Here is a 24206-nt window from a genome sequence, read left to right on the forward strand (position 1 = left end):
GTTTTTTTTGCGTTGGTGTCGCAGGGCTTCCGTTTGACTGGGGCCGAGTGGCAACGGCAAGGGGCTAGATTTCCAGGTCGTCTAGATTGACTTCATCGAGCGTTTTGGCGGAATTGGATTCGCTGGGTGAGGTCGACGCGTTGGCCGTTGCTGAGTGTTCGATGGCTTGGCTCTCTTCGACGCTCGCTGATCGCACTTGCAATTTTCCTGCTTGGACCCGGACGACCTTGACGGGCTGCCCGCGGTCGATGGGCATTCCGGTGCTGACGGCGTCGACTTTGTGGTCGTCCACGATGATTCGCCCTGCCGGTAGTAAGTCCGAGGCTGCGACGCCGTAGCGCCCCACCAGTTCGTTCAGCGGCGTTCCGTCGGGTGCGGTTGCGATGGGTACCGAGCTTTCTGAGTTCGGCCCACGGCGGTTCAGGATTTCTTTGCCGACGCCGGTTTGCGGCCAGAGTCGCAAGATGATGCTGAGTAGGATCGGGGTGAGCACCAGCAGTCCAAGAACGACCGCCAGCCCAAAGTTCAGGCTGACAGTGAACGCGATCAGCACCGCGGTGATCGCGGCCGCAACCGCGAACAGGCTCAGCAGGCCGCCGCTGGGCACGATGATTTCAGCAATCACCAGCGTCAGAAACAGAACCAGCAATCCAAGTGTGTAGAGAACGGGCATCAATCCACCGCCTCGACGGTGATTCGGTTCCCGAGAACCTGGATGACCCGAATGGACTGGCCCGCGTCAATCGCGGTGGCATCGCTGACGACCGGGACGATTGTCTCGCCGAATTTTGCCTTGCCGCTGGGACGCAGTGGGGTGGTGGCTTCTCCGGTTTGCCCGAGCAGGTCGTCGTAGTGTGTCAATCGTTCGGATTCGTCGAGGTGAGGTTCAGGAACTCCCATGGACAACCCCGTCGCGAGAGCCGCTTGGGGCAAGTACATCCGGACCAGGATCATTCCCAGGACGCATCCGCCCAGGCCTCCCAACGCCACCCAGAGACCTCGAGTCAGTTCCCCGAGTTGGTAAGCGTTCTGGGGGACAACGAACGTTTGGCTCATCAGCATCACGCCAATTGACGTCAATATCAGGCCACCCACGCCAAAAATACCAAAGCCGGGCAGCACAAATATCTCGATCCCGATGCACGCCAGCCCCAATCCGAAGGCGAGCAACTCAGCCCACTCCGCGGTCCCCGCCAGGTACTTGATCCAAAAGAAGAACGCGAAACAAACCATCGAAATGAACCCAGGCAACCCCAGGCCGGGGGCGCTGGCTTCGATCGACAGCATCATGAATCCAACGACCAGCAGGGTCACTGCGAGTCCCGTTTGGCTTCCCAAACGCTCGACCCAGCGGACCAGCCCGCGGTCGGAAAGTTCAGGTGGAACGGCCGGCAAACCGATTGCTGCGGAAGCTTCTTGCAATGACGGGGCGGTGCCTTCGGCCAGCCCCAGTTCCATTGCTTGGGAAGCGTTCAGGCCGGCGGCCAATTCGATCTTTTCCATCCGTTGCCAGTCACTCGCATTGGTTTCAATGGCGGGTTCTTCAGCGTTGGCGTTCGGATTGTCTGGGGGCGGGGCGTCTGAGTCTCGGTCGGGACTCGTTTCTTGGCGAATTTGTTCTGAGGTTGCGTATCGGACTCGTCCTGTTCGGCGGTGAACGTATCGATGCACCGAAATAGAAGGGTCCAGCAACCCGCGAAGGAGAGCAACGCTGCGGCCGGTGGATTCCGCGACCAAGTTGATCAATTCTGATTGTCGCTGCACATCAGCGGATGACATCGCATCTGCGCCGCTTCCACCGATCGTCGCTTCGGGCGACATCAGCAACGGTTGGCACGCAAGTGCGATCAGTGCGGCATCACCGCGTGCTTCGCCGGTGACGAGGCCACCGACAGCCTGGATGACGGGACCGGGGTCGGCAAGTGTCGCTGCGAGGGAGGCGCTGCGAGTCAGGTTTCCGCCAGGCGAATCAATGGCAACCAGCCAGGTGTTCACATCCGGTGAGTCGATCGTGGCGGCCAGATTGCTTTGCCATCGGCGGACGCGGGATCCGGTGATGTTGCCCGTCACTCGAATCAGGCGTCCGACGGCTTGGTTCATGGAGCGGGAGTCCTCGCTTTGCAGGCGGGCCAGTTCCAGCCAATCAGCGACAGATTCTTCGGTGTCAACGATTGCCGCTGCCGCCCGAATTTGTCGAAGCTGGTCTGCGTCCAGCACGAGGGGTTCGCCCGCGCTCGCCAGCGTGGTTTCGGACACAATGCGACCGTCTGCTCGAGCGGTTTGCAGGGCTTCTCCCGCCAGGAAGCTCGATTCACCGTCAATCTGGTTGACCTTCGCGACTTCTTGGCCGGAATCCACCAAACCCTCCACCAGTTCGGGAGGAATCAACGCTCGACGGCGAGCGATGGACTGGTACAGTACCGCGATGGTCTCGTCGGGCTGCGCCTCAAATCGCCCGGCATCGCCGAGTGAACTCGAGGCGGAAACCAGCAGCGTCTCTGAAGCGAGCGGGAGCAGCACGTCATGCCCGCTCACGTCTCCATCGATCCAGGCAACCACCCGGACGCGATTGAGCTCCGAACTGGAAATTGCCCGTGCCAGTTTCAGGGCGTCCTCGAACTCGGTGGATCCGGCCGCGGAGGGCGGAACATCAGTCGATCGCTCTTGGTTGCCAGCCGACTGTCGAGAAACGCGAGGGGTGAGGCCATCGCCCGTCGAGCTGAGCCGCAAGACCGCCGTGGTTCGGCCGCTGTCCAGGGCATCACCGCGTTGGGAGGCGACGGCCAGTAGAGATAGACGGGCCAGGATTTGATCCACGTCACGGCTGGACAGCGGCGACGGAACGTTGATCAACACGCCGATTTGTGGCGAATTGGCCGCTTGGCCCCAACCGAAGTGAAGCGGCATCAAACCCAGCAGTCCAAGCAGCAAGCACCACAGCGGTCGCTCCCAGACGGAGCCTCCCCTGAGCCGGAAACCACGCAAGATGAACCGATGATCTTTCATGCCAAGATTATACGGCGGATGGAAGGCAAAAGACCATGACTGGTCCAGATCGCACGCGATTCGAAGGCCTGAGTGAAGATCAGCATTTCTTCCACGGGCCGCATGCCGACCGCGACTGCTGGGTCAGTTCACCGGCGACGGTTCGGGATCGGGGATTGTGGTGCCAACGACCGCCGCACCAATGCTGTCGCCCAGAACGTTGACCGCAGTGCGGAAACGGTCGAGCAACCAGTCCACTGCCAGAATCAATCCCAGGTACTCCAGCGGCAACCCCACAGCTCCCAGGACAATCAGCATGGTGACCAATCCGGCTTCTGGAATTCCGGCGGCACCGATTGCCGCCAGGGTCGCGGTGACGGCAATGATCAATTGGTCCGAAAGTGTCAGGTCGAAACCAATCGCTTGAGCGATGAAGATCGCAGCGGCGGCTTCATAAAGGGCCGTTCCGTCCATGTTGATCGTGGCTCCCAGGGGGATCACGAATTCGGTGGAGCGTTTGGAGACGCCTGCTGACTCGGCGCACTCCAGCGTCACCGGCAACGTTGCGGACGAGCTGGCGGTGGAGAATGCCGTCAGCAACGCTTGGCTCATGGCAGCCATGTACGAGTACGGGTTCTTCTTGGTGACCAAGTAGTAGATCAGTGGCAAAACCACAAACGCGTGGACGGCCAAGCCAATGACCACGGCCGCAAAGTACCAACCGATTTGGCTGATTTCTTCAATGAACCGCCCGTCCGCTTGAGCCTTGCCGAACCGAGCCGTCACGAGGCAGAAGATGCCGAGCGGTGCGACCTTCATCAGCGCCATGACAAACCGCAGCAGCAGGTCGTTGGCTTCGGTGACCAGAGTCGTGATGGCACCGACGCGGTCGATCATGGTCGTCATCAAGGCGGCGATCGCAATCGCGAACACGATGATGGGCAGCAATTGAGTGTCTGCGGCGGCGGCAAAGAGGTTGTCGCTGATCAGCATCAACGCCAAGTTCTCAAGCACGACTCCCATGCCAGGTGCTTCGGTTTGTCCTTCGGGGAGTCTCGTTTCGCTCGCGAGTCTCTCGATGACGGCGGGATCGACCGTTCCGACTCCTGGCCGAATGATGTTGACCGTGATCAACCCAATCACGACCGCCAGCACCGTGGTGCACAGGTAGTACCCAATCGCGGCTGCGCCCGGGCGTCCCAGTTGCCGGACATCGCCCATTCCCAAGACGCCGCACATAACGGACGTGAATACCAGTGGCACCACGATCATTTTCAAGGCTCGTAGAAACAGTTCCCCGCCGATTTCGAAATGAGTCGCGAAATTCGGAACAATGAGCGCAACTGCGATCGCCGCCACAATCGCGCCCGCAATCCAGTACGTCAGCGCCTGACTGTGTTTCGGTGATTCCGTCATGCTTGGTTCCCTTTTGCCGTCCATCACGTAGGTAAATCCGCCTGCAGCGACACAAAATAGCGGTTTCTTTGACTCCCCGCACGGCATCGAGCGTGAGTGCGACCTAAGTTTTGGATGGAATGGTTCGTTCCCCACCCTCACGTTTTTCCATTGGCCATTGGCCACGCTTCAGCCCATTCAACGAGTAGCCTCGGATGCCTTTCTCGAAACGACGTAACACGCGACGTGCCGCAGTTGGCAGTGTTTTGTTTATGGCCGGACTCTTTTGTGGGACTCTGGTCGCGATCCCAAAGCTTCATCGCGCGTTGTTGTCGGAGCAAGTTCCGGTCGACCTGACCTGCGCTGAATTGATGCAACGTGGGATCGGCGAGTCATCGGTTGTTCGATTGACCGACGCAACGATCATGGAACCGACCGATGAGTTGGAATTCGCGATGTTGGAACCCGACCAGGACGCAACGCAAACGCTGCCGGTTGGAACGGGCATGCGAGCTTGGATGTCCGGCGACAAAGTTGCGATGGCAAAGTCAACGATCGCCGATGCACTCAAGCATCCACGATCAAAAAAAATGATGGACCAACTGGTTCGCGGCGAGGTGGTTCCTCGCGGATTCATTGGCGATTCGGTTCCACAACCGTTGAAGCTCACACCAGGACGCGAGATTGCGGCCCATGCTCTCGATGAAGTGCAGACAACCGGAACTCTGACGGCTTTCGTCACCGAAGACCCCACCTCCCACTGGATCGTTCAGGCGGCTGAAGTCTTGGATCTCACGTTGCCAACGCCATTTCTGAAGTCGGCTGAGATGGATCAGTATTCCCTGCATCCCATTTCGCTGACGGAATCCAAAGCCAACGCCGGCATTTGGGTGGGTGCATCCGTGTTGGCCATGACAATGGGATGGTTGTTCTGCAGTTCAGCGGGTTGGGGGCTTTGGATTCTGTTTTGTCCCATCGCTGCGATCGTGGGGGTGTTTGGACTGCCGATGCGATCAGGTCGTGGCAACCGAGTCACTTGGATGCTCGCCTTTTTGGCCGGTGCATTCTGCTTGGTCGCCGCGTACGGCCTGGCGTTTGTTCTCGGTGGTTTGGGGCAGTCGCAATCCACGTGGGCGTGGCAAGCCGCCGGGTTCATCGCCGCATGTGCTGGCCTCGCGTTGTGGTTGGGCGTCCGCGGAAGTGTGAAAACCAAACGCAGTTTGGCGCTCTCGCCCAGATCCTTGGATGAATTGATTGCACCGGAAAAGGGACGCTCGAGAGGCAAGACAAAACGCAAACGCGCTTCCAAAGCCAACCAAGATGACGCGGAACAATTCGCAACGACGGGCGTTCGACAAGACAAGCTGAAAGAGACACTCGAAAAAAACGCCAGTTACTCAAGGAAGTACTTGGATCCACGACTGAGCGTTCCCGCCAACGCCGTGGCATCTCCGGAGGCAACGGAACACAACCTGCATTGGCAAAAATCCGATTTCGAAGAGCCTCTGTTGGTTGAAATCGGACGCGGCGATGCGGCATGTTCCGTGACCATCCAAGTTGGTTGCCAAAGCTTGGTGCTCGGCATGACCGACGAAGTGGACGGCGAGGTTCGCCTGCGAATGGTCAGTGTGCTGGATGATGGCCACTGCCTGGTCAGTGTGGATGATTCCTATCCGGATCTTCAAACTTCCGGATCGAACGATCAAGCCACGCTGTCGGTCTTTGAGTCCGTCACTGCACAGAAGTTGTTGGCGAATCACTTGGAGCAATCCGCCAATGTCGCTGAGCAACGCCACGCTCGTTTGGTGACGCTTGATAGCAACGAGTGGCGAGATGTCGTGCTGCTGTCCGAACGTGTGCTCAAGTCCATCTTGCACGACGAAGGGCATCAGAAGTGGGACATCTGCGACATGACCTATGGACGCTTCACGTATCCAGCTCAACCGGTTCGGATTTACCAAGAAGCCTGAGTCGTTCCTCCGACTTTTGAAGGTCGATTGGATTCGACGTCATGCCTGCTGCATCGCAGCAGGCGTCGGCTGACTAGCGAGGCGGAATCTCGTACACGCTGAACTCTGCCCACACCGGCATGTGGTCACTGACTCGGAGTGCGTCCTCTTCCGAAATCTGCAACGTGGATTTCAGATCCAAGACGCCCGCGCGGCCGGTGAACTCTCGCGTGGTAGCGGTGTCGATCAGAAGATGGTCGTAAGTCTTGGTTTGCAGTGTGTTGGTTGGTTGGTCGCCGACCAGGGACTTCACGTTTGGGATCTGCCCGGTTTCCAGCAACCACTGCGTGTCCACGTTGAGGTCACCCATCAAGACAAAGTCCTCTTCCCCAGTGCTTTGGTACTCGTACATCCGGACGCTGTGAAAGACATCGTCCAAGACGTTCATTTCGTTCTTGGGTGAGTCGCCCATGCGAGACCCCACTTCATCGGGGTCAGTGTGAACGTTGATCAACGTGAACCGAAATGGCATCCGATTCGGAGTCGGTGTCACACGAGTTTGAAAGCTGGCCACCATCGGTGCGCGATGCATTCGGTCCATTTCATCGTTGACCAGGTAGTCGGAGCCCGAAACCAGGTCGATGCGATCAGTGTCCCAGAGGAATCCATATCGCTCCGTCTGCGTGGTCCGTCCCTGCGGCTCGCTGACAGTGGCGTTGTAGCGACCACCGAGGCTGGCGACCTCGTCAAGCAGCCCGTTGATAGGAAGTGCCGGGTCGCCTTTGATTTCTTGGATGGCGACGACATCAAACAGCAAGCAGACTTGCGCCAGGCGTCGCATCACTTCGGGTTTTTCCGATTTGCTTTTGCCGAAGACTTGAATGTTGAAGGTCGCCACGCGAATGGAGGCATCCGGCTTTTGGCTGCGGTCGCTGGCAGGCGTGATCAAGCTGACCGGCGCAATGTCACCGATCGGTGCATTTCCGGAGTATCCTCGAGAGCCCATTTGCTCGGGCGTCAACGATGCAGCGAGCGGATCGTCGTAGACGGGTGCTTCACTGCCTCGCAACGAGTCCAGGGTCGGTAAGTTGACCTGTCCAGTCAGCGCTGCGATGACCATCGCAATCACGCCGGTGACCGAGATGCCAGGTGTGAACCAGCGCAGGATCGAACCGCTGGATCGGCTCGATCGCCGACGCGATTTGGACTGATTGCCCCAGATCATTTTCCACAGAAGTTGGATCACCACGGCCTCCTTGCCGCGTGTATCACAAGCTCATCGATGTTCGCCGAGAATCCTTCTCAATGCGTTTCGATGGCTCTCGCTAGTCAAATTCCTGTTTCACAACGTCAACACAACAAACACCCTCTCAGAGAATGCATCGTCTGTCTTGTGTGAGCAGAACCTGCCTGGGCGATATCCAAAACGGTTCATTCGCGTCAACCGCAATATCTGTCTCACACCATTCAACTGTGGCAAACGAATCCCCCCGGTGAACGTTCGTCAAGGAGGGAACGATGGCGACCGAACCGCGTGAATTCATGTTGTAAATTTGAGCAACTGAATCAATTTTCATCCGCTGTTTCGATTGTGTCGGCATGTCTCATTGCATCCCTCGCTTGCCCATTGCATCCGTGATCACGGGGTTGGTTGTCGCCATGACCACCTTTGGTTTGGTGCAACTGTCGCCCGAGAAGAAGTCTTCCGTCGAACTCGATGCATCCGTCACCATGCCGGTCGAAAAGGCTCCTGCGCAGAGTGGCGTTCTGATTTCGTCGGTGGTCGATGCATCGAGTGTTGAGGGGGCCGCGGCAAAACCGGTGGACCCACACTTGACCATGGGCAGTGAAACTTGTGTCAAGTGTCACGCCAATGAGGTCAAGGTCTGGAAGGCGACGCCACACAACCGCACCTTTGAGGAGCTTCATCGTCGACCGAAAGCAAAGGAAATCGCATCGAAGCTCGGTGTGAGTTCGATCAAATACGATGGGAGATGTGTCGATTGTCACTACACGCAACAGGTCGACGTCGCGTCAGGCAACGTGCATGCGATCGAAGGTGTTAGCTGTGAGTCGTGTCATGGTTCGGCCAAGCAATGGTTGGACCTGCACCATGACTATGGTGGCGAACAGGTCACGCGTGCGATGGAAACCCCCGAACACAGGCAACAGCGATTGGCTCAAAGTGTCGCTGCGGGAATGCGAAACCCGGTCAATGTCTACTTGGTTGCACAAAGTTGCTTGCGTTGTCACACCACCGCGGACGAAGAATTGGTCAACGTCGGCGGTCACCCAACCGGCAGTCTGGACTTCGAATTTGTGTCCTGGAGCCAAGGCTCTCTTCGTCACAACTTCATCGATTCCGACGGCCAAACGAACGATCCAAGCACTCGTGACCGATTGCGAGTCATGTTTGTCAGCGGCATGATCGCGGACTTGGAAGCAAGCCTGCGGGCGACCGCCCAAGCGACTCAGAAAGCGAAGTACGGTGTCTCATCCGCACAACGAGCCGACCGGGCCGCGAAACGATTGTTGTCGGTCTCGCAAAAGGTCACCTCCAAACACTTGGAAGAGATCCTGCTGATCTACAGCGGTGTCACCTTGAAACTGAACAATCGTGAGCCGTTGGTTCAGGCCGCCGACGCCATCGCCGAACTCGGTTTTCGATTTGCTGCGGAAACGAACGGGCACGTGTTGAAACCACTTGATGCGTTCATTCCGCCGTCGAATCGCTGGAAGTAGCAAACAGTTCCTTGACCTGACGTCGAACGGCTTTGGGCAGGGGGCCAGCCGTTGCAAAGTCCGCGATCTGTTCCGGGCGGTGAGCGCCGACCAAAGCGGCCGTGACACCAGGCTGTGAGACCGCCCAAGAGATTGAAAGATTGGCAACCGAGCGACCGGTGTCCGCCGCGATCAGCTTCAGTTGATCGACAATGTCGTGGGCTCGCTGGCGAGCTTCCCCTTGAAAAATGGGATAGTTTGGACGACTGTCGCCTTCGGCAAAGACATGGTCCCGTTCAATCTTTCCGGCTAGCAATCCTTTCATCAGCGTCCAGTAGACCCACACGTCGCAGTCGTTCTCTTTGGCATCAGGAATCACGGTGGAAAGCGTTTCTTGCTGCAGCCCGTTGAGTGGGCACTGAATCGCCGAGCATGGAATCACGCTTGCAAATTCAGCTCGCTGTTCCGGGGTGGCGTTGCACACCCCCACGCGTTTCGCCATGCCACGCTGCATCAAGCGTTGCAGCGCCCAGGCACTGGCCTGGATCGGAACTTCCTCGTCGACACAGTGCAACATCAGGGTGTCAAAGCAACGAATGCCGATGCGTCGAAGCGAGTTTTCTGCGTCAACGACCAGCGTTTCTGGACGCCCATCATTCACACGGACTCCGTCTTCGTTGTAGCGTTGACCCACTTTTCCGATGATCTGGATTTCCTTGCGGGTGGACGCATCGAGGTCTTGGAGGGCCGCCCCCAGACGTTCGTCCGCCTCCCCCTGCAGGCCATAGCTGTAGGCTGTGTCGAATTGCCGGATGCCGGCTTCGATCGCAGTTCGAATTGTGGCAATTGCGTGTTCACGAGTCACGCCAACGGTGGTGACGCCAGCGATGGGCCACAGCCCCAAAATGATGTGTTGGTTCAAAACAGTTGCGAGATTCAAAAAGGGAACTAAGTTGGGCGCAGGACGTGGTTAATTCGGAGTGAGAATTGATCTTCGTTCGATCCGCTGACCTCTAAAAGAACAATTCAACAGCAAGATGGCAACGACTCCCACCACCGCGATCACGGTTGCTCCTGGTATCACCCGTGTCGAAAAAAACAATTCCAAAGGCTATGTGGTTCGAGTTTGCCGCGATGGCGTGAGAAATTCCGAGTACTACTCCGACACAATGTGTGGTGGAAAACGCAAGGCATTGCAGTTGGCCAAGCAAAGCCATGCGGCGTTGCTGGAGGTTCTCGGTCCCGCGAACAATTCCACCAAAGACAAGCTGACCAGTCGGAACACCACCGGGAAGGTGGGGGTTCATCTGGCCCACTCGGTTGACAATCGGTATCCCGGTTGCGAGTACCAAGCCTATTGTGCGTCTTGGAAAACGGAAGACGGCCGACGCAGAAAAATCAGTTTCGCCTTCAATCGATATGGCGAGGACGAATCCTGGGAACTCGCCTGCATTGCTCGTGATCGCGAAACCACGGATCGTGAAGAGGTGATCGCGGTTCGTGAGCGACAATTGAAACGGAAGAGTCGCAAGACCAAAGCACGCCGCAAGTAGTTTGCGGCGTCGGTGTTCAATTGCGGTTCGCCGGGTTTCCGGTGACCTGGTTCGCCCATGAACGGGGCTGCATCAAGACAGCAACAATTGCTCGCCCGGTTCAGCCTCGTCCATTTCTCGGCGAATCTCACGCAAGCCGTAAGCGCACAATTCAAATTGGTCGCTCAGTCGATCGAGCAGGTCACACGGCGGTCGTGATTCATCCGCTTGGATCGTCGAAGCGATTTTGTAAGATCGCTTGCCGTGCTGGAAATAGTTCAGCAGTTGGTCAGGCGAATCCTTGCCATCGCCACGCACCGATTCAGGGAACATCCCCGCCCAGAACAGGGTCACGTCACCGATGTGGCGATGGACCTCTCGTTTGGCAATTCCCATTCGGCGTTCCGCTTCGCACAGCAACTGGAAGACTTCCGTTGCCGGCCGGCCGTCGCCACGTCGCATTTTGTGAACCGCGTCGATGCGAACGAATCGCAGCATCAGGTCGCTGACGTATCCGATCAACTGAACGTCCGCGACGCCCAACTTGGTTTGGAAAATGGATTCACTCAAACCGCTTAGAAAGCGATCGAGTGCGGATCGTTTTTCAGGTGTGTGTTCAGTCGCCACGGCATCATTCCCCTTGTTCAGACTTCGAAAGTGATTCAGCTTCGAAAGGGGCCAAATGAATGACCTGAAATCCAGAACTAATAGCACTTCACCCCAATGTCAAGAGATCTTTTGGGGAGGGGGGTGACCCGACTGGCCTGAAATCGGCTGCGGTTGAGAGGGCCTGTCTTGGGGCGGCGAAGCACGATGGAACGCAGGTTTCCGTTGTTTCAACCGATGGGAGCCGACCGCTTCATTGGTTCTGGTTGAGCGTCGCAGGCGGCGACGCATAGCTCGGCCGAATCCCGCTTAAAATGGCGGCGCCAGAAACCGCTGACAAAAACGCGATCAGAAGCCAGACGCCTCTCGCGGCGATCGAGCCGTAACGTTTTTGAATCGCGGCGATCGAGCGAATTTGATACGGAGCCATCCAGGGGCCGATGGCGATCGAGGTTGTCAGGGCTGCGATCAACAGCGCCAAACCGCCAACCAAGGTGTCATCTTGGATCAAAACTTCTTCCTACTATCCAGCCGGGGCGATGATTGAAGAGGACGCTTGTCTAAACGTCGCTTTGACGCATCCGACGACGAATGACTCGGCGTTGCATGCGAGCGGTTTCGACGTCGGGATTGATGTCCAAGCAACGGTTCAACGCATCAAGTGCCTTGGTGGGTTTCCCCAAGAGAGCACGCACCTTGGCCAGGCTTTGCCAAGCGGTGTAGTGGAACCGGCAGTGCCACAAGCAGGATTGGTACGCCGACTCGGCTTTTTCGAAGTCTTCCAAACCGTGCCAGCAAATCGCCAGCTGGTGATGCGCCTCGGCGTACAAAGGGGCTTGGTCGATCAGCACCATGACAGGTGAAAGCGCCGCAGCGTATTCGCCACCATCATTCAGATGAATGACGCGGAGCAGTTTTTGGTGATGCAGCGGCGCGGCGTCACGAACGATCACAGAGTGAAAGGAATCATCGGCAACCAAACGCACCCCGCGATCCACGTCCGAGAGGGCTCGGCCCAAAAAATCGACGCAGTGGCGGTCGCCCAACATGCCCAGAGCCAACGCGGCAGCCCGGCGGTGCTCGACTTCGCCTCGCGAAAGCAGGGCGGTCAAAGTTGCCGATGTGTAGTGCTCATCGACATCGTGCGCGAATCGGGGAGCGTCCGCTGAGCCAAGGTATCGCCGATATGCAGCGACCAGGCGAGTCGTGTGGACGATGGGAGCTGTCACGTTCGATTCCACCTTGGGCTGGTCGGGAGGGTCTGGGAGGATTGGGCGGGTCAAACGGGGCGATGCCGGCGATTCACTGGTATTTTGGCTGCTGTGGTTTGACTTCTCGATGTTAGACCGATCAAGCTGTCGGGCAAGACGGCACACCAAAAGAACTTTCCAACTCCACGGATCGTCGGATGCTATCCCAACCGCTTCTCCCGCTTTGTCTTCCCCTCGCTGACAGCAGATGTCATTGCGAAAAGGAGCTGGATCTTGCGGTCCTCGACGTTTCGGGTCACCCGCGAAAACCGTCGGGAAAGTTCCTGGGGAATTTTTACCAAGGCCGTTCTGCACTTTGGTTTTGGGGCGTGGTTTTTTTCGTCGCGTCGCCTTTATCGGCGTTCAGTCAGCCACCATCGGACACGCCTCTTCAGGCCGCCGTGTTCACGCGAACTGTGATCACGGTGACGCTCGACGGCCAATCGGCGGACGAGGCCATCGACCAGATTGTCGCTCAGGTGAGTTTGGGCAGCCCTGGTCGCCCCTGGACCTGGTGGCGTGATGGCGAGGTTGATCCCGGGAAAATAGTGTCTCTGAATTTGGCGGGAGGCTCCGCTGCGCAGGCGGTGACCCAACTGACGCGTCCACTGGGATGGGAAGCTTTTCCGATCCCGGGAATTTTGCTGGTCGGGCGGCCCGAATGGATTGATCGGACGCTTGGCAACCTGGTGAGTTCGGCCAAGCCGCAGGTCATCGATCTGGAGTGGCCTCGTGGCACTGCATCCGAAACCGCTCTCGGTTCGGTCCTTCACGTGGCGGCCGGCCGGCAGGCAAACGGCGGCGCGGAAACAGGGGGTGAAAAACAGGATCGCGGGCTCGGATGGTTGCCGCATGACGTCTGGCCTGCGGGCAAATTTCAACAAGTCGATCCATGGCACGTGGCCTCATTGGCATTGGCGGAGTTTCGAATGGCTGCCCGCCCAGGAACGCCGCTGCAGCGATTGCGATCCAAGGATGGGGTGCTGCCAGAAGCGGTGCGGGTCATCGGCGACGACCAATCAAATTGGCGAGACACTCGCTTCCTGATGGTCTACCCGCTGGAAAGCAATGGCGCCGATGAAAGCAGCGAGGCGGAGTTGCGGCGAGCCGTTCGGGCGGTCGATGCGATGGCATCGTTTCGATCCGGGCGGGATCCGAAGACGCGCAAAAAGATGTTGCGGATCCACACGCATCCAGCTGGGCACCGTGCCGCGTTGGCGACTCAGTGGGCGGCGGCACCTGCTCCCGCTCAAGTGGCCGCGGCCGGCCGCGACGCCACCTATGACTTGAAACTGTTGAATAAACCAGCCCGCGAAGTGCTGCTGCAATTCGCCGGTGCGGCTGCCAAAAAGTTGGTCGTCGATGACGAAGCCAGCCTCCGCAGCCAAACATTGGTGAGTCTTGATGCGACGAAGCAGACGCTCGAGCAATTGGCTCAGTCGATTGCCACGCAGGCCAGCTTGAAGGTCGAGTGGGGCGAGACGGTGGTTCGCGTCAGCTTGCCAGTGGAGTAGCGTGGATCGCCCGGTAGCAGGCGGGAATGGTTGGGCATCGGTTGCCGATTCGGCAAAGGAATATCAGTTGCCGGAACGACGCTTCGCTTGGTCCGGGCTACTTCTACGTCGCTGCCTACTTCTTTGCACACACGAAAAAAGGCCGGCGTGGAGCCGACCTTTTCTGCGTTGGATCAATCGCTGGGGCAGCAATCGTTTGCCCCTTGCAAACTAAGCCTTGGGCTCTTTGCGAAGCTGAATCCACTCGCTGTGGAAGGCACCTTCTTTGTCCAAGCGTTGGTAGGTGTGAGCACCAAAGTAATCGCGTTGGGCTTGTAGCAGGTTGGCTGGCAAGCGTTCCAGGCGGTAGCCATCGTAGTAGCAGAGCGCGGTGCTGAACGCGGGAACGGGAATTCCCATGACCGAAGCCACGGCAATGACTTTTCGCCATTTCGCTTGCGCGTTTTCGACAGCGTCTTCGAAGTACTTGGCCAACAACAGGTTTTCCAAGTTGGGATCGGCGTCGAAGGCTTCTTTGATGCGATCCAGGAATTGAGCACGGATGATGCAACCACCTCGCCACAGCAGGGCGGCGGCTCCGTAGTCGAGGCCCCAGTTGTGCTCGGCCGACGCGGCTTGCAATTGAACAAAGCCTTGGGCGTAGGAAACGATCTTCGAAGCGTAGAGGGCTTGGCGAACCGCTTCGACGAATTCCGCACGGTCACCGACCAAAGATTCGGCAATCGCACGCATTTCTGGGTTGGCTGTTTCAGCTGGACCGTTGAGGGTTTTGCTGGCGCGTGTCCGGGCTTCCTTTTGGGCTGACAATCCGCGAGCGAACACGGCGGTCGTGACCAGCGTGCTGGGGACACCCAGGTCGAGAGCCAATTGGCTCATCCATTTGCCTGTGCCCTTGGCGCCGGCGACGTCCATGATTTGGTCGACAAGGAAGCCGTCGCCGCCTTGGTCGTCTTTGACGCTGAAGATGTCGCGGGTGATCTCGATCAAATAGCTTTGCAGCTCACCACGGTTCCAATCATCGAACACGTCGTACAGTTCGTCGTTGGACAAGCCGCCGAGTTCTTTCAGCAATTGATAGGCTTCGCAGATCAACTGCATGTCGCCGTATTCAATGCCGTTGTGAACCATTTTGACGTAGTTGCCCGCACCGCCGGCACCCAGCCATTCACAACAAGGGATGTCGTTGTTGGGACCGACCTTGGCTGCGATCGATTGGAACATCTCTTTGATGTGAGGCCATGCTGCAGCACTTCCGCCGGGCATCAGCGAAGGACCTTTGAGAGCACCTTCTTCACCACCGCTGACGCCGCAGCCAACGTACAGCATGCCAGCTTCTTCGACCTGTTTGGTGCGACGTTCCGTGTTGACGTAGTACTCGTTGCCACCATCGATGATGATGTCGCCGGGTTCGCAATGCGGCAGAAGTTGCTCGATCAAGGCGTCCACGGCTGGGCCGGCTTTGACCAGCATCATCAACTTGCGAGGCCGTTTGACGGATTTGACGAATTCTTCGATCGAGTGACAGCCGACGAAGTTCTTGCCCTTCGCACGACCTTCCATCAAAGCGTCAACTTTGGACGTGGTGCGGTTGTAGACCGCGACTTTGTAGCCGCGGCTCTCAACGTTCAAGGCCAGATTTTCGCCCATGACGGCCAGACCAATCAGGCCGAAATCACAATCACCACTCATAGCTGTACTTTTGTTCGTGTGTTAGATGGGGGCGTGATGGCCCGGTTTGCGGCGATCCAAGCGTGCCGCAGCGGCTCACGCGGGGGCCAGCAGTGTAAATGACTGGGGCGGGGCGAAAAGGCCCAAGGGACGATTGCTGCCACCAATTGGCTCCATACACTTTCCCTCTCCGTTGGCGCAACCGCTGCATCCGTCTCATTCTCGCCATCCATCCCTCCCGAAAGCGGCCTGATTGGGCGGGAATGCACCGAAATGCACGGGGAATCCGGTGCCTTGGGGCCGTGGACGCTGTCGTTGCGATGGAGAGCCGTTGCCTCCAGGGAGACTCCCAAAAGAGATTTTCGTTGGGCCGACGGAGTCCGCCGGGGAGAGTCCAGTCCCGGGGAAGGAAATGGCGCTCCGGAATTTCATTGAGGTTTTCCAATCGCGTTATTAGACTGGGGTTCGGCTGCCGGTCGAGATCCGATCGACGACGGCCCTCATTCTCACTCTCGACGTTCTTCTCTGCAAAAGAATCCACCGATGCGACTGATCGATCGCCACTCTCGAATTCGCACCTTGGCCAGTTTCGCGTTCGCAGCGTTGTTGGCGATTGCGTTGGCTCCCTCCAGCTTCGGCCAAGACGGCGGCGATGGCGGAGACACCACCAATAACTTCGGCAGCCAGCCTGCTGGTGTCGACGTCGATGCGACCGGCGTGTTGAAAGTCCGGACGATCGACCCACGATTGGCTCGGCAGCAATGGATGCAATCGCGAGCCAATGCGACTCCTGGCGAGTCGATGGAAACCAGCGAGCTGAGAAAGGTTTCGCTGAATCGCCTCGAAGCAGCGATTTCCGAGTACGTCGAAGCTGATCGGCCGCTGCCAGCTGAAATGCTGGCGATGGCTGGGCTGACCTCGGTTCAGTACGTGTTCTTCTATCCCGAAACAAACGACATCGTTCTGGCGGGGCCAGCCGAAGGTTACGTGGCGGATGCGACTGATCGCTTTGTCGGCATGCAGTCGGGACGTCCCAGTGTTTTGTTGGAAGACGTCGTGGTTGCATTGCGAGCGTTCCCACCTCAAGGCAAACCGGCTCGAGTGATTTCGGTTTCGATTGACCCAACCCCGGAAGGCTTGCAGCGGATGCAGCAGTTTCTGATGCGAGTTGGTGGGCGTGCCGGTCGCGGTGACACCTTGCAGCTCGTTCGCGGCCTGAAGGAAAACTTGGGGCTTCAAACCGTTACGATCGAAGGCATCCCAGCGGCCAGTCACTTCGCTCGTGTGTTGGTGGAAGCCGATTACCGAATGAAGTTGATCGGCATTGGTTTGGAACAATTGCCGGTTCCCGTCCGCAGTTATGTCTCACGCACCAATCCCGTGACCGTCTCCGCGAACTCGATGGAACGTTGGTACTTCCAACCCAATTATGACGGTGTCTCGGTCAGCGAAGACAACCTGGCCATGCGAATCAATGAGCGTGGTGTTCAGTTGGTTGGCGCCAACGAACGTGTCCAAGGTGACGGTGCTCGCGTTGGCACAGGCCGCGTGAACCGAGCCAGCCAAGCGTTCACGAAAGAGTTCAGCGAAAAGTACAACCAGATTGCTGACCGAGTTCGCGTGTACGCAGAACTGCGTCAGTTGATCGATCTTTCGATCGCAGCCGCTTACATCCACGAGCAAGACTTCTACGGTCAAGCCAACTGGGCGATGCCAGTTTTGGGTGACGAAAGCAAGGTCAGCGTGCAGACTTACACCGCACCTGAAAAGGTCGAAACCGCTGTGAATGCGATCTGGCGAGGCAACACTTTGATGACTCCATTGGGAGGCGGCGTGAACGTTCAGCCCCGGATTGCACTGAAGAAAGACCACGTCACAATCGACACTGAAGGCCAGCACGTGCAGGTCAAACATTCCTCGGGGCCAGAACAATTGGCGCCCGGCCAATGGTGGTGGGACTGATTCAAGATGACTTTGATTGACACAACTCTCTTCGCCGTCGCGACTCGTTTCGCGGCGGCTTTTTCTTTGTTCGCGTGTCTCAGTGGGGTTTCGCCGCAAATGGTGGACGCCAACGAAAATGTGAGGCCGCCAAAATCGACGCCAATGATTGTGGCCCACCGGGGCGCGTCTCATATGGCACCGGAAAACACGCTGTCTGCGTTCCATTTAGCGTGGGAAGAAAACGCGGACGCGATCGAGGGCGATTTCTATCTGTCGTCTGACGGCGAGATCGTTTGCTTGCACGACAAGACGACCACGCGGACCTCGCCTGGCTCATCGTTGACGGTCGCCGAGGCGACGCTGGAGCAGCTTCGCAAGCTCGACTTCGGTGCTTGGAAACATGAACGCTACTCCGGCGAACGAATCCCAACTTTGGGAGAAGTGATGGCCACCGTGCCCGATGGGAAGGGAATCTTCATCGAAATTAAATGTGGGCCTGAGATCCTGCCAACATTGAAGAAACAATTGGAAGATTGCTCACTCAAACCCGAGCAGATCACGATCATTTGCTTCAATCAGGAAGTTGTTCGTCAGGCTCGTGAGATGATGCCTTACGACTGCAATTGGTTGACCTCGTACAAGAAGCAAGCCAACGGCAGTTGGACCCCAGGGGGCGATGGCGTTCAGAAGAGCCTGAAGGCAACCGATGCCACTGGGTTTGGAACGCAAGTCAGAGCCGACTTGCTTGGTCCGGTTCTAAGCCAGGACTTCTGCGATGCCGTTCGGTCGGCGGGGTGTGGCATGCATGGTTGGACCATCGATGAACCTGCGGTTGCCAAACAATTGGTCGGCCTCGGTTTTGAGAGCATCACCACCAACCGCCCTGCTGAAATTCGCTCCGCTTTGGAGGATTGAACACAGGTTTCCAAAGCCATTGAATCGTCGACGGGGCCGCCTTGTGAGGCATGCCCTGTTGGCGGGCTGTTGGCGGGCTGTTGGCGGGCTGTTGGCGGGCTGTTGATCAGTTTCCGCGGAGGTCGAGGACCTTGCGAATCTTGGTCGCAACGTGAAGGTCGGATTCGACTTTCAAGCGTTCGTGCAGGCGTTGCTGGACCGTTCGGTTCTTCGATGGTGCCAGGATTGTGATCACATGCAATCGAACGTGGCGATCGGAATCGTCCAGCAGCATCGACAGCCAAGGCCAAGCGTTGAGACCTCCGGATTGCAGCATCGAATCGATCAACGTGATCCGATCGTTGGGTTCCGCGACGGCGATCGCTGTCCCGAATTCCAATTGAACCTTCGAAAAACCGCGTTCGATCAATTCTGCACGAGCTTGTTCGGCCAGCGACGCGTTGGGGTTTCCCAAGTGTTGCAAGATGGTTTGATCATCCATGGCGGTGAACGGTGACCCGGTCAGTTCCGCGTTGACCCGTAGGACTCGTCCGTCGGTGGACTTTGCCAGACGCGGCCCTTCGGTGGGGTGCTGTGCGAGTGACGCGTCCGGTGAACCGGGGACCTGTGTCAAAGGAACCGTGACCCCCTCGGGGACGCTTTCCAGCTGGACGTTGGATCCTTGTTGCGAAGCGTTGGACGGTTGCGTCTGCAATCGAGTGGCCGTTTCGCGGACCTGGACTGCTTGAGTGTTCGACGTCCCCGAGCGAATGATTTCGACGGGACGTGATGGTGGCCAGTCGGTCCACATGGATTCCGTGTCGGCACTGGGCATTTCGTTGACGTCGGCTGTTGTGACCGGCGTTTTGGCAAGTGTCATCGTCGGTTGATCAAGTTGTGCCAACGTCTCGCGTGACGATTGTGACACGGATGCGATCAGTTGTCGGACTTCTTCGTCCACTTCCGACTCGCCGAGTGTTTCCGTGCCGGCAAACTCCAACATGGTTTGCCGAAGCAGAGAACGCGACCGAGCGGTTTGCCGGGAGGTCCAGTCGGCGCGTGTTCTCGTTTGCAAGTTCGCGCGAATGCCTTCGATTAGTTTTTGGTGTGATCGGGCGGCCAATTCCGGGGAGAGAGTCGTCCAGTCGTTTTGCAATTGGTTCAGCAAACCAAAGGCAACTTCCGAGACGGCGTCCTCGTCGTCCATCAAGCTGCTGGACAGGGGATGGATGGCTTCGATTCCAAACCCCGCGATCTGCATCAACCGATCGCTTTTCTCGGTGGCGTCGAGCGTTGGCAACTCTTGAACGAGTTGGTTCAACAGATACTGTTTGCCGTAGACCGTGGCCAACAACCAGATGGCAGTCACTCCGGCAGCAATCGCCAGGAATTGCAAGGCATGGACGAACCTTTGCTTGGCTCCACCGGCGGGAGGCAAGGCAATTGAGAAGGGGTTCGGCGTATCGGCCGTGGAAAGCGATTCGGAAGGGGACGTCAGCATGGCGGGATTGTGCCGGGCCATGCGTTCCGACAACAAGATCAATTCGAAAACGGCCAGCCTTCACTGGTTGGCGAAATGCCCACAGAAACGGGGGGAATATGCCGGCTGGGGGAGCAATGACGTTCGAAACGAAAGGTTCGGTGGATCAGTTTTTGAAGGTTTTACCGTTTTGACCAGCAATCTGGCTAAGCCTTTTCGATCAGACGAACCGATACTACCGGCACAACCCAATGCGGTTTGCTCAGAAAGTGGGGCGGCGGCGGGACTTAACAGTGATCAGCAGTGACGTTGGTTGAGCCAGTTCTCAATTGAACGTGACGGCAACTCCTAGCATGACGGTGGAACAACGATGTCGGTACGGAAGCTGACTGCAAAACTATTGGCAGCCCTGGCGGTTTTTGCTGGTGGCGCTTCGGTGTCCGCCCAGGAACATGCATTGGCGGACCCTTTCGCGTTTGACCCTGACTTTCAGTGGTTTGAACCAATCTACGATGCTGACATCGTGGATGCAAAACCGAAAAAACGGGCTCACACGGGCTGGTTCGGAACTTATGACAAGCTGCACTTGTGGGGCAAACGCCCTGAGGGTGAAGCGACAACTGTCGGAGGCGACAGTGGCGAGTACCAACTCGATATTGGCGAGGGAAATCGCTACGAGTTTGGCTACATGAAGCCGCGAGAGGACAACGGTTGGTTGTTCGGCTGGTCGGATCTGGACATTCATGCGGCTGAATACACTCAAGCTGAGCGTATCAACCGCCTCAATGTGAGTCAGTTGGAGGGGGATCCGGAATTCCCCGGCGGCCAGTTTGGCACCAACGTGCTCACCGACGACAACAATAACTTTGGTTACGACACGCGGTTCTACGAAATCGGTCGCTCGACCAACTTCGTCGAATACGACAGCTACGAAATCAACAAGACTTGGCGAATGGAACCGTATCACTACGGTGGAATCCTCGAGCCGATGGTCGGTGTCCGGTTCGTCACATTGGACGACCAAGCGGTGACACGCAGGTACTCACGGACTCGTGAAGACGGTGCGGCGATTCTCCCGGGAACAACGGAACTGACCGAGAACCCATACTTCGTCGACCTTGGTGTCAGCGACGATGCGTATGAACGATTGGACCAGGACATTACAAAAGTTGACAACGAGATGTACACGATGCAACTCGGTTTTCGATACTTCAAGTTTGTCAACCGCTTCCGCTATTCGGCGGAGTTCCGGGCCTTCAGCGGTGTCAACCTTCAGCATGCGTCGAAATACGCAGTGGCCGACAACACGTTCTACGATGGTTTCGGTTCTGACTCAGACGTCACGTCGTTCTACCGCACCGAGAGCAAGGTCGAGCACTACCGCGATGACACCTTCTTCATCGGATACGACGTGCGAGCCGATCTGGGATATCAGCTGACCAACATGATTCATGTTCGAGGTGGATTCCAAATCTTCGACTTGGCCAAGGGGCTTGGACGAGCCTCCCACCGAGACGATGCACTGACCGAGATCGGATCATCCGACCAAAGCTTCTTGGCGGTAGGTGGAACGTTCGGGATCGAACTGAACCGCTGATTCAGTTCCCGTCCCACTGCTAGCTGATCACATGATCGAAGCCGGCGAGGTGAATTCACCTCGCCGGCTTTTTTTTCGTTCGCATGGGACACTTCTTCATCCATGTGGCTTGCCTGCTCAGCCGTTCGGCTTGCCAAGCGTTCGGACAGACGCCCATTGGATTCGCGTTTCCCGCGGGCGACCGTGTTTCTGAGGGAAGCCGTCGACCAACGCGATCCAAGTTTTCAGCGGTGGATCTGGTTGCACTCCTGAGGCCGGAAGATGAGGTATCATGCAGATCCCAGTCGCCGCGGCGATTGCCTGCCTACCTTCCCTCCCCCGCCTTGAATGGAAACTTGCCATGCGCGATGTCAAGAATCGACGTTCGTTTTTGAAGTCCACTGCGATTGCCGGAACCGCAATCACTCTCTCTGCAACGCAGTATTCGCGTGTTCACGGAGCCAATGAACGGCTTCAGATCGCGAGTGTTGGAACCGGCGGGAAAGGCTGGAGCGATTTGCTAGGTGTCGCCGCCAGCCCGCAGGTGGACGTGATCGGTTTGTGCGACATTGATAGTTCGCCCAAGCACCTTGGCCAAGCCGCAGAACGATTCGCATCGGCGCGGCGCTACACCGATTGGCGAAAACTGCTGGATGAAGGCAATGATTTGCAAGGCGTCCTGGTCTCCACGCCAGATTTCATGCACGCACCGATTTCCCTGCCGGCGATTCAGCTGGGGAAACATGTCTTCTGTCAAAAGCCCCTGACTCACACGGTGACGGAAGCTCGCCAGATGAAAAAGGCAGCCAAGAAGTTTGAGGTGGTGACTCAGATGTGCAATCAAATTCAATCCCATTCGGCCTATCGCACCGCGGTCCACCTTGTTCATGAAGGAATGATTGGCAAGGTTCGCGAGGTGCACTCGTGGCAAGGTGGAAGCCCATCCTGGCCGCGAAACATTCCGCGTCCAAGCGGTAGCGATCCCGTTCCCGCAAATGTTCGCTGGGATTTGTGGCAAGGCGTGGCTGCGGAACGTCCCTACAAGATTGGTATGTATCACCCGTTCAATTGGCGAGGATGGCAAGCCTACGGCACCGGGCAGTTGGGCGACTTTGGTTGTCACATCCTGGATCCGGTCTTCAAAGCTTTAGAAATCCAGTCGCCAACGAAGCTGATCGTCGACGCACCCGAATTGATGCCAGAGACCTGGACCGATCGAGCGACGGTGCAATACGAATTTCCGGGAACTCAGTACACGGCGGATTCAACGCTGTCGGTCACTTGGTACGACGGTGTCGGTGCGTCGCCACCACGTGAGCGTCTGACGCACCTTCCCGATGACGCGAAACTTCCCGGCGCGGGATCGGTGCTGGTTGGTGAAAAGGGATCGTTGGTGATTCCACATGTTGCGATGCCTGTGCTTTATCGTGCGGATCAATCCGTTGCGGAGGATCTGCCGGTGATCCCTTCGGTCGACCACTACACCCAGTGGGCGGACGCTTGCCGAGGAATGGGAGAAACGACTTCGCACTTCGACTATGCGGGGCCGCTGACAGAAACGGTCTTGCTGGGAACCATCGGGATCCGGTTCCCTGGTCAAGAACTGCAGTGGGACGCGGAGGCGATGAAGATCACCAATCACGCCGACGCTCAGCAGTGGGTTACCAAGCCGTATCGCAAAGGTTGGGAACCCGACTGGATCTAGTCGACGAGCTGGAGGTCGCGTCCTGCTGCGTGTTTGCGGTTGGACGCAGGGTTGTCTGTTGGGGCCGCTTTGGCGGTCGGTTGCCTCCTCTGCATATTTCAATCGAGCGTTTGCCGACAATCACGAGCGGCAGAAGCATCCGATCCCAGACAATCCAATCGAGGAAATAGCATGAGTACGAACATCGAAGGCAAAGTGGTTGTTATCACCGGAGCCAGCAGTGGACTTGGTGAAGACGCCGCCCGCCATTTGGCTTCCCAAGGCGCAGCGGTCGTTTTGGGAGCTCGCCGCATCGAAAGGCTGGACGCCATCGTGTCCGAGATCCGTCAAAATGGCGGCAAAGCGGAAGCACTCGCAACGGACGTGACCGATGTCGAGCAAGTGCAGGCACTGGTCAACAAAGCCGTTGATGCGTTCGGCCGCGTCGATGTTGTCATCAACAACGCAGGCCTCATGTCGATCGCCCCGCTCAGCGAGCTGAAGGTTGACGAATGGGAACGCATGATCGACATCAACATCAAGGGTGTGCTGTATGGCATTGCCGCTGGTTTGCCGATTTTTCAAAGTCAAGGCACCGGGCATTTCATCAACATCAGTTCCGTCGCGGGACTGAAAGTGGTGGGTGGCGGTGCCGTTTACAGCGGAACAAAATTCGCGGTTCGTGCGATTAGCGAAGGGCTGCGAACAGAGGTCGGCGGAGCGATCCGCACCACGACCATCCTGCCGGGATTGATCGACACGGAACTGAAGCAGGGAACCTCCCACGGCGCCAGTTCACAAACCGTCGATGAGATGTACAAGATGGCAATTTCACCAACCGCGATCACCGACGCGATTGCCTACGCCATTTCGCAACCGGCTGACGTGGACGTCAACGAAATCGTCGTTCGGCCAACCGTCCAAGAATTCTAGGCAGGGACGGGCAGGAGTGCCTTTTTGTACCCCACATCTTCTGGGAGCCCTTTGCGTTGTAAATACGGGCGTTTT

At 57.5% G+C, this 24206-nt stretch carries 19 protein-coding genes; 9 read left to right on the forward strand and 10 right to left on the reverse strand.

Going from position 1 to position 24206, the window contains the following annotated elements; all coding sequences use genetic code 11:
- Window positions 1–64: 64 nt before the first annotated feature.
- The 3 genes from UH5x_RS01950 to UH5x_RS01960 all read right to left on the reverse strand — a co-directional run bounded on the left by UH5x_RS01950 (window position 65) and on the right by UH5x_RS01960 (window position 4401).
- Window positions 65–673 carry an NfeD family protein gene (locus UH5x_RS01950; protein WP_482634525.1) on the reverse strand — a complete coding sequence of 203 codons (609 nt, stop codon included), beginning with the start codon at window positions 671–673 and terminating at the stop codon, window positions 65–67.
- On the reverse strand, window positions 673–3006 hold the full coding sequence (locus tag UH5x_RS01955) for an NfeD family protein (RefSeq protein WP_482634526.1): 2334 nt from the start codon (window positions 3004–3006) through the stop codon (window positions 673–675). The genes UH5x_RS01950 and UH5x_RS01955 overlap by 1 nt, the downstream gene beginning before the upstream one ends.
- A 123-nt stretch (window positions 3007–3129) precedes the next feature.
- On the reverse strand, window positions 3130–4401 hold the full coding sequence (locus UH5x_RS01960; RefSeq protein ID WP_047816182.1) for a dicarboxylate/amino acid:cation symporter: 1272 nt from the start codon (window positions 4399–4401) through the stop codon (window positions 3130–3132).
- Window positions 4402–4595: 194 nt separating this feature from the next.
- Between UH5x_RS01960 and UH5x_RS01965 the strand changes: the two genes are divergently transcribed.
- Window positions 4596–6350 carry an MFS transporter gene (locus UH5x_RS01965; protein ID WP_482634527.1) on the forward strand — a complete coding sequence of 585 codons (1755 nt, stop codon included), beginning with the start codon at window positions 4596–4598 and terminating at the stop codon, window positions 6348–6350.
- 73 nt (window positions 6351–6423) lie between these two features.
- Here UH5x_RS01965 and UH5x_RS01970 read toward each other — a convergent pair whose 3' ends face one another.
- A complete protein-coding gene (locus UH5x_RS01970; protein WP_482634528.1) occupies window positions 6424–7578 on the reverse strand; it encodes an endonuclease/exonuclease/phosphatase family protein in 1155 nt (384 codons plus the stop codon).
- Between the two features lie 350 nt (window positions 7579–7928).
- Here UH5x_RS01970 and UH5x_RS01975 point away from each other — a divergent pair, with 350 nt between their 5' ends.
- Window positions 7929–9071, forward strand: a complete 1143-nt coding sequence (locus tag UH5x_RS01975) for a multiheme c-type cytochrome (RefSeq protein ID WP_047816179.1) — start codon at window positions 7929–7931, stop codon at window positions 9069–9071.
- On the opposite strand, the gene UH5x_RS01980 is transcribed toward UH5x_RS01975, so the two are convergent.
- Window positions 9043–9972: an aldo/keto reductase gene (locus tag UH5x_RS01980; protein ID WP_047816178.1), complete on the reverse strand. Its 930-nt coding sequence runs from the start codon at window positions 9970–9972 to the stop codon at window positions 9043–9045. The two genes, UH5x_RS01975 and UH5x_RS01980, sit on opposite strands and share 29 nt — an antisense overlap.
- Before the next feature lie 115 nt (window positions 9973–10087).
- Between UH5x_RS01980 and UH5x_RS01985 the strand changes: the two genes are divergently transcribed.
- Complete coding sequence (locus UH5x_RS01985) at window positions 10088–10603, forward strand: hypothetical protein (protein WP_047816177.1); 516 nt, start codon at window positions 10088–10090, stop codon at window positions 10601–10603.
- Window positions 10604–10675: 72 nt separating this feature from the next.
- On the opposite strand, the gene UH5x_RS01990 is transcribed toward UH5x_RS01985, so the two are convergent.
- The 3 genes from UH5x_RS01990 to UH5x_RS02000 form a co-directional block, all read right to left on the reverse strand.
- On the reverse strand, window positions 10676–11209 hold the full coding sequence (locus UH5x_RS01990; RefSeq protein ID WP_047816176.1) for a hypothetical protein: 534 nt from the start codon (window positions 11207–11209) through the stop codon (window positions 10676–10678).
- A gap of 232 nt (window positions 11210–11441) precedes the next feature.
- Window positions 11442–11699, reverse strand: a complete 258-nt coding sequence (locus UH5x_RS01995; protein ID WP_047816175.1) for a hypothetical protein — start codon at window positions 11697–11699, stop codon at window positions 11442–11444.
- Window positions 11700–11748: 49 nt separating this feature from the next.
- The gene (locus UH5x_RS02000; protein WP_236696513.1) at window positions 11749–12417 is read right to left on the reverse strand and encodes a HEAT repeat domain-containing protein; all 669 of its coding nucleotides are present in this window, start codon (window positions 12415–12417) and stop codon (window positions 11749–11751) included.
- A 422-nt stretch (window positions 12418–12839) separates the two neighbouring features.
- On the opposite strand from UH5x_RS02000, the gene UH5x_RS02005 reads away from it, so the two are divergent.
- Entirely contained in the window at window positions 12840–13952 is a 1113-nt protein-coding gene (locus tag UH5x_RS02005; RefSeq protein ID WP_482634529.1) for a hypothetical protein, read from the forward strand.
- Window positions 13953–14162: 210 nt separating this feature from the next.
- Here the strand turns inward: UH5x_RS02005 and gnd are convergent, their stop codons facing one another.
- On the reverse strand, window positions 14163–15641 hold the full coding sequence (gene gnd, locus UH5x_RS02010) for a decarboxylating NADP(+)-dependent phosphogluconate dehydrogenase (protein ID WP_047816173.1): 1479 nt from the start codon (window positions 15639–15641) through the stop codon (window positions 14163–14165).
- Between the two features lie 522 nt (window positions 15642–16163).
- Here gnd and UH5x_RS02015 point away from each other — a divergent pair.
- Window positions 16164–17582 carry a DUF1598 domain-containing protein gene (locus UH5x_RS02015; protein WP_047816172.1) on the forward strand — a complete coding sequence of 473 codons (1419 nt, stop codon included), beginning with the start codon at window positions 16164–16166 and terminating at the stop codon, window positions 17580–17582.
- A gap of 6 nt (window positions 17583–17588) precedes the next feature.
- Window positions 17589–18479 carry a glycerophosphodiester phosphodiesterase gene (locus UH5x_RS02020; RefSeq protein ID WP_482634530.1) on the forward strand — a complete coding sequence of 297 codons (891 nt, stop codon included), beginning with the start codon at window positions 17589–17591 and terminating at the stop codon, window positions 18477–18479.
- Window positions 18480–18585: 106 nt separating this feature from the next.
- On the opposite strand, the gene UH5x_RS02025 is transcribed toward UH5x_RS02020, so the two are convergent.
- Window positions 18586–19995: a hypothetical protein gene (locus UH5x_RS02025; RefSeq protein ID WP_482634531.1), complete on the reverse strand. Its 1410-nt coding sequence runs from the start codon at window positions 19993–19995 to the stop codon at window positions 18586–18588.
- A 313-nt stretch (window positions 19996–20308) separates the two neighbouring features.
- Between UH5x_RS02025 and UH5x_RS02030 the strand changes: the two genes are divergently transcribed.
- The 3 genes from UH5x_RS02030 (at window position 20309) to UH5x_RS02040 (ending at window position 24131) form a co-directional block, all read left to right on the forward strand.
- Window positions 20309–21535 (forward strand): hypothetical protein, encoded by a 1227-nt coding sequence (locus UH5x_RS02030; protein WP_482634532.1) that lies wholly within the window; start codon window positions 20309–20311, stop codon window positions 21533–21535.
- Between the two features lie 340 nt (window positions 21536–21875).
- Window positions 21876–23219, forward strand: a complete 1344-nt coding sequence (locus UH5x_RS02035) for a Gfo/Idh/MocA family protein (RefSeq protein WP_482634533.1) — start codon at window positions 21876–21878, stop codon at window positions 23217–23219.
- A 171-nt stretch (window positions 23220–23390) separates the two neighbouring features.
- The gene (locus tag UH5x_RS02040; RefSeq protein WP_047816167.1) at window positions 23391–24131 is read left to right on the forward strand and encodes an SDR family oxidoreductase; all 741 of its coding nucleotides are present in this window, start codon (window positions 23391–23393) and stop codon (window positions 24129–24131) included.
- Window positions 24132–24206 lie beyond the last annotated feature (75 nt).

This window comes from Rhodopirellula sp. UH5 (assembly GCF_056839225.1).

Excerpts from the sequence above, each read along its gene's own strand:
- UH5x_RS01950 (WP_482634525.1), bottom strand. The coding sequence starts at position 673 with ATGCCCGTTCTCTACACACTTGGATTGCTGGTTCTGTTTCTGACGCTG.
- UH5x_RS01955 (WP_482634526.1), bottom strand. The coding sequence starts at position 3,006 with ATGAAAGATCATCGGTTCATCTTGCGTGGTTTCCGGCTCAGGGGAGGC.
- UH5x_RS01960 (WP_047816182.1), bottom strand. The coding sequence starts at position 4,401 with ATGACGGAATCACCGAAACACAGTCAGGCGCTGACGTACTGGATTGCG.
- UH5x_RS01965 (WP_482634527.1), top strand. The coding sequence starts at position 4,596 with ATGCCTTTCTCGAAACGACGTAACACGCGACGTGCCGCAGTTGGCAGT.
- UH5x_RS01975 (WP_047816179.1), top strand. The coding sequence starts at position 7,929 with ATGTCTCATTGCATCCCTCGCTTGCCCATTGCATCCGTGATCACGGGG.
- UH5x_RS01985 (WP_047816177.1), top strand. The coding sequence starts at position 10,088 with ATGGCAACGACTCCCACCACCGCGATCACGGTTGCTCCTGGTATCACC.
- gnd (WP_047816173.1), bottom strand. The coding sequence starts at position 15,641 with ATGAGTGGTGATTGTGATTTCGGCCTGATTGGTCTGGCCGTCATGGGC.
- UH5x_RS02015 (WP_047816172.1), top strand. The coding sequence starts at position 16,164 with ATGCGACTGATCGATCGCCACTCTCGAATTCGCACCTTGGCCAGTTTC.
- UH5x_RS02020 (WP_482634530.1), top strand. The coding sequence starts at position 17,589 with ATGACTTTGATTGACACAACTCTCTTCGCCGTCGCGACTCGTTTCGCG.
- UH5x_RS02030 (WP_482634532.1), top strand. The coding sequence starts at position 20,309 with ATGTCGGTACGGAAGCTGACTGCAAAACTATTGGCAGCCCTGGCGGTT.
- UH5x_RS02035 (WP_482634533.1), top strand. The coding sequence starts at position 21,876 with ATGCGCGATGTCAAGAATCGACGTTCGTTTTTGAAGTCCACTGCGATT.
- UH5x_RS02040 (WP_047816167.1), top strand. The coding sequence starts at position 23,391 with ATGAGTACGAACATCGAAGGCAAAGTGGTTGTTATCACCGGAGCCAGC.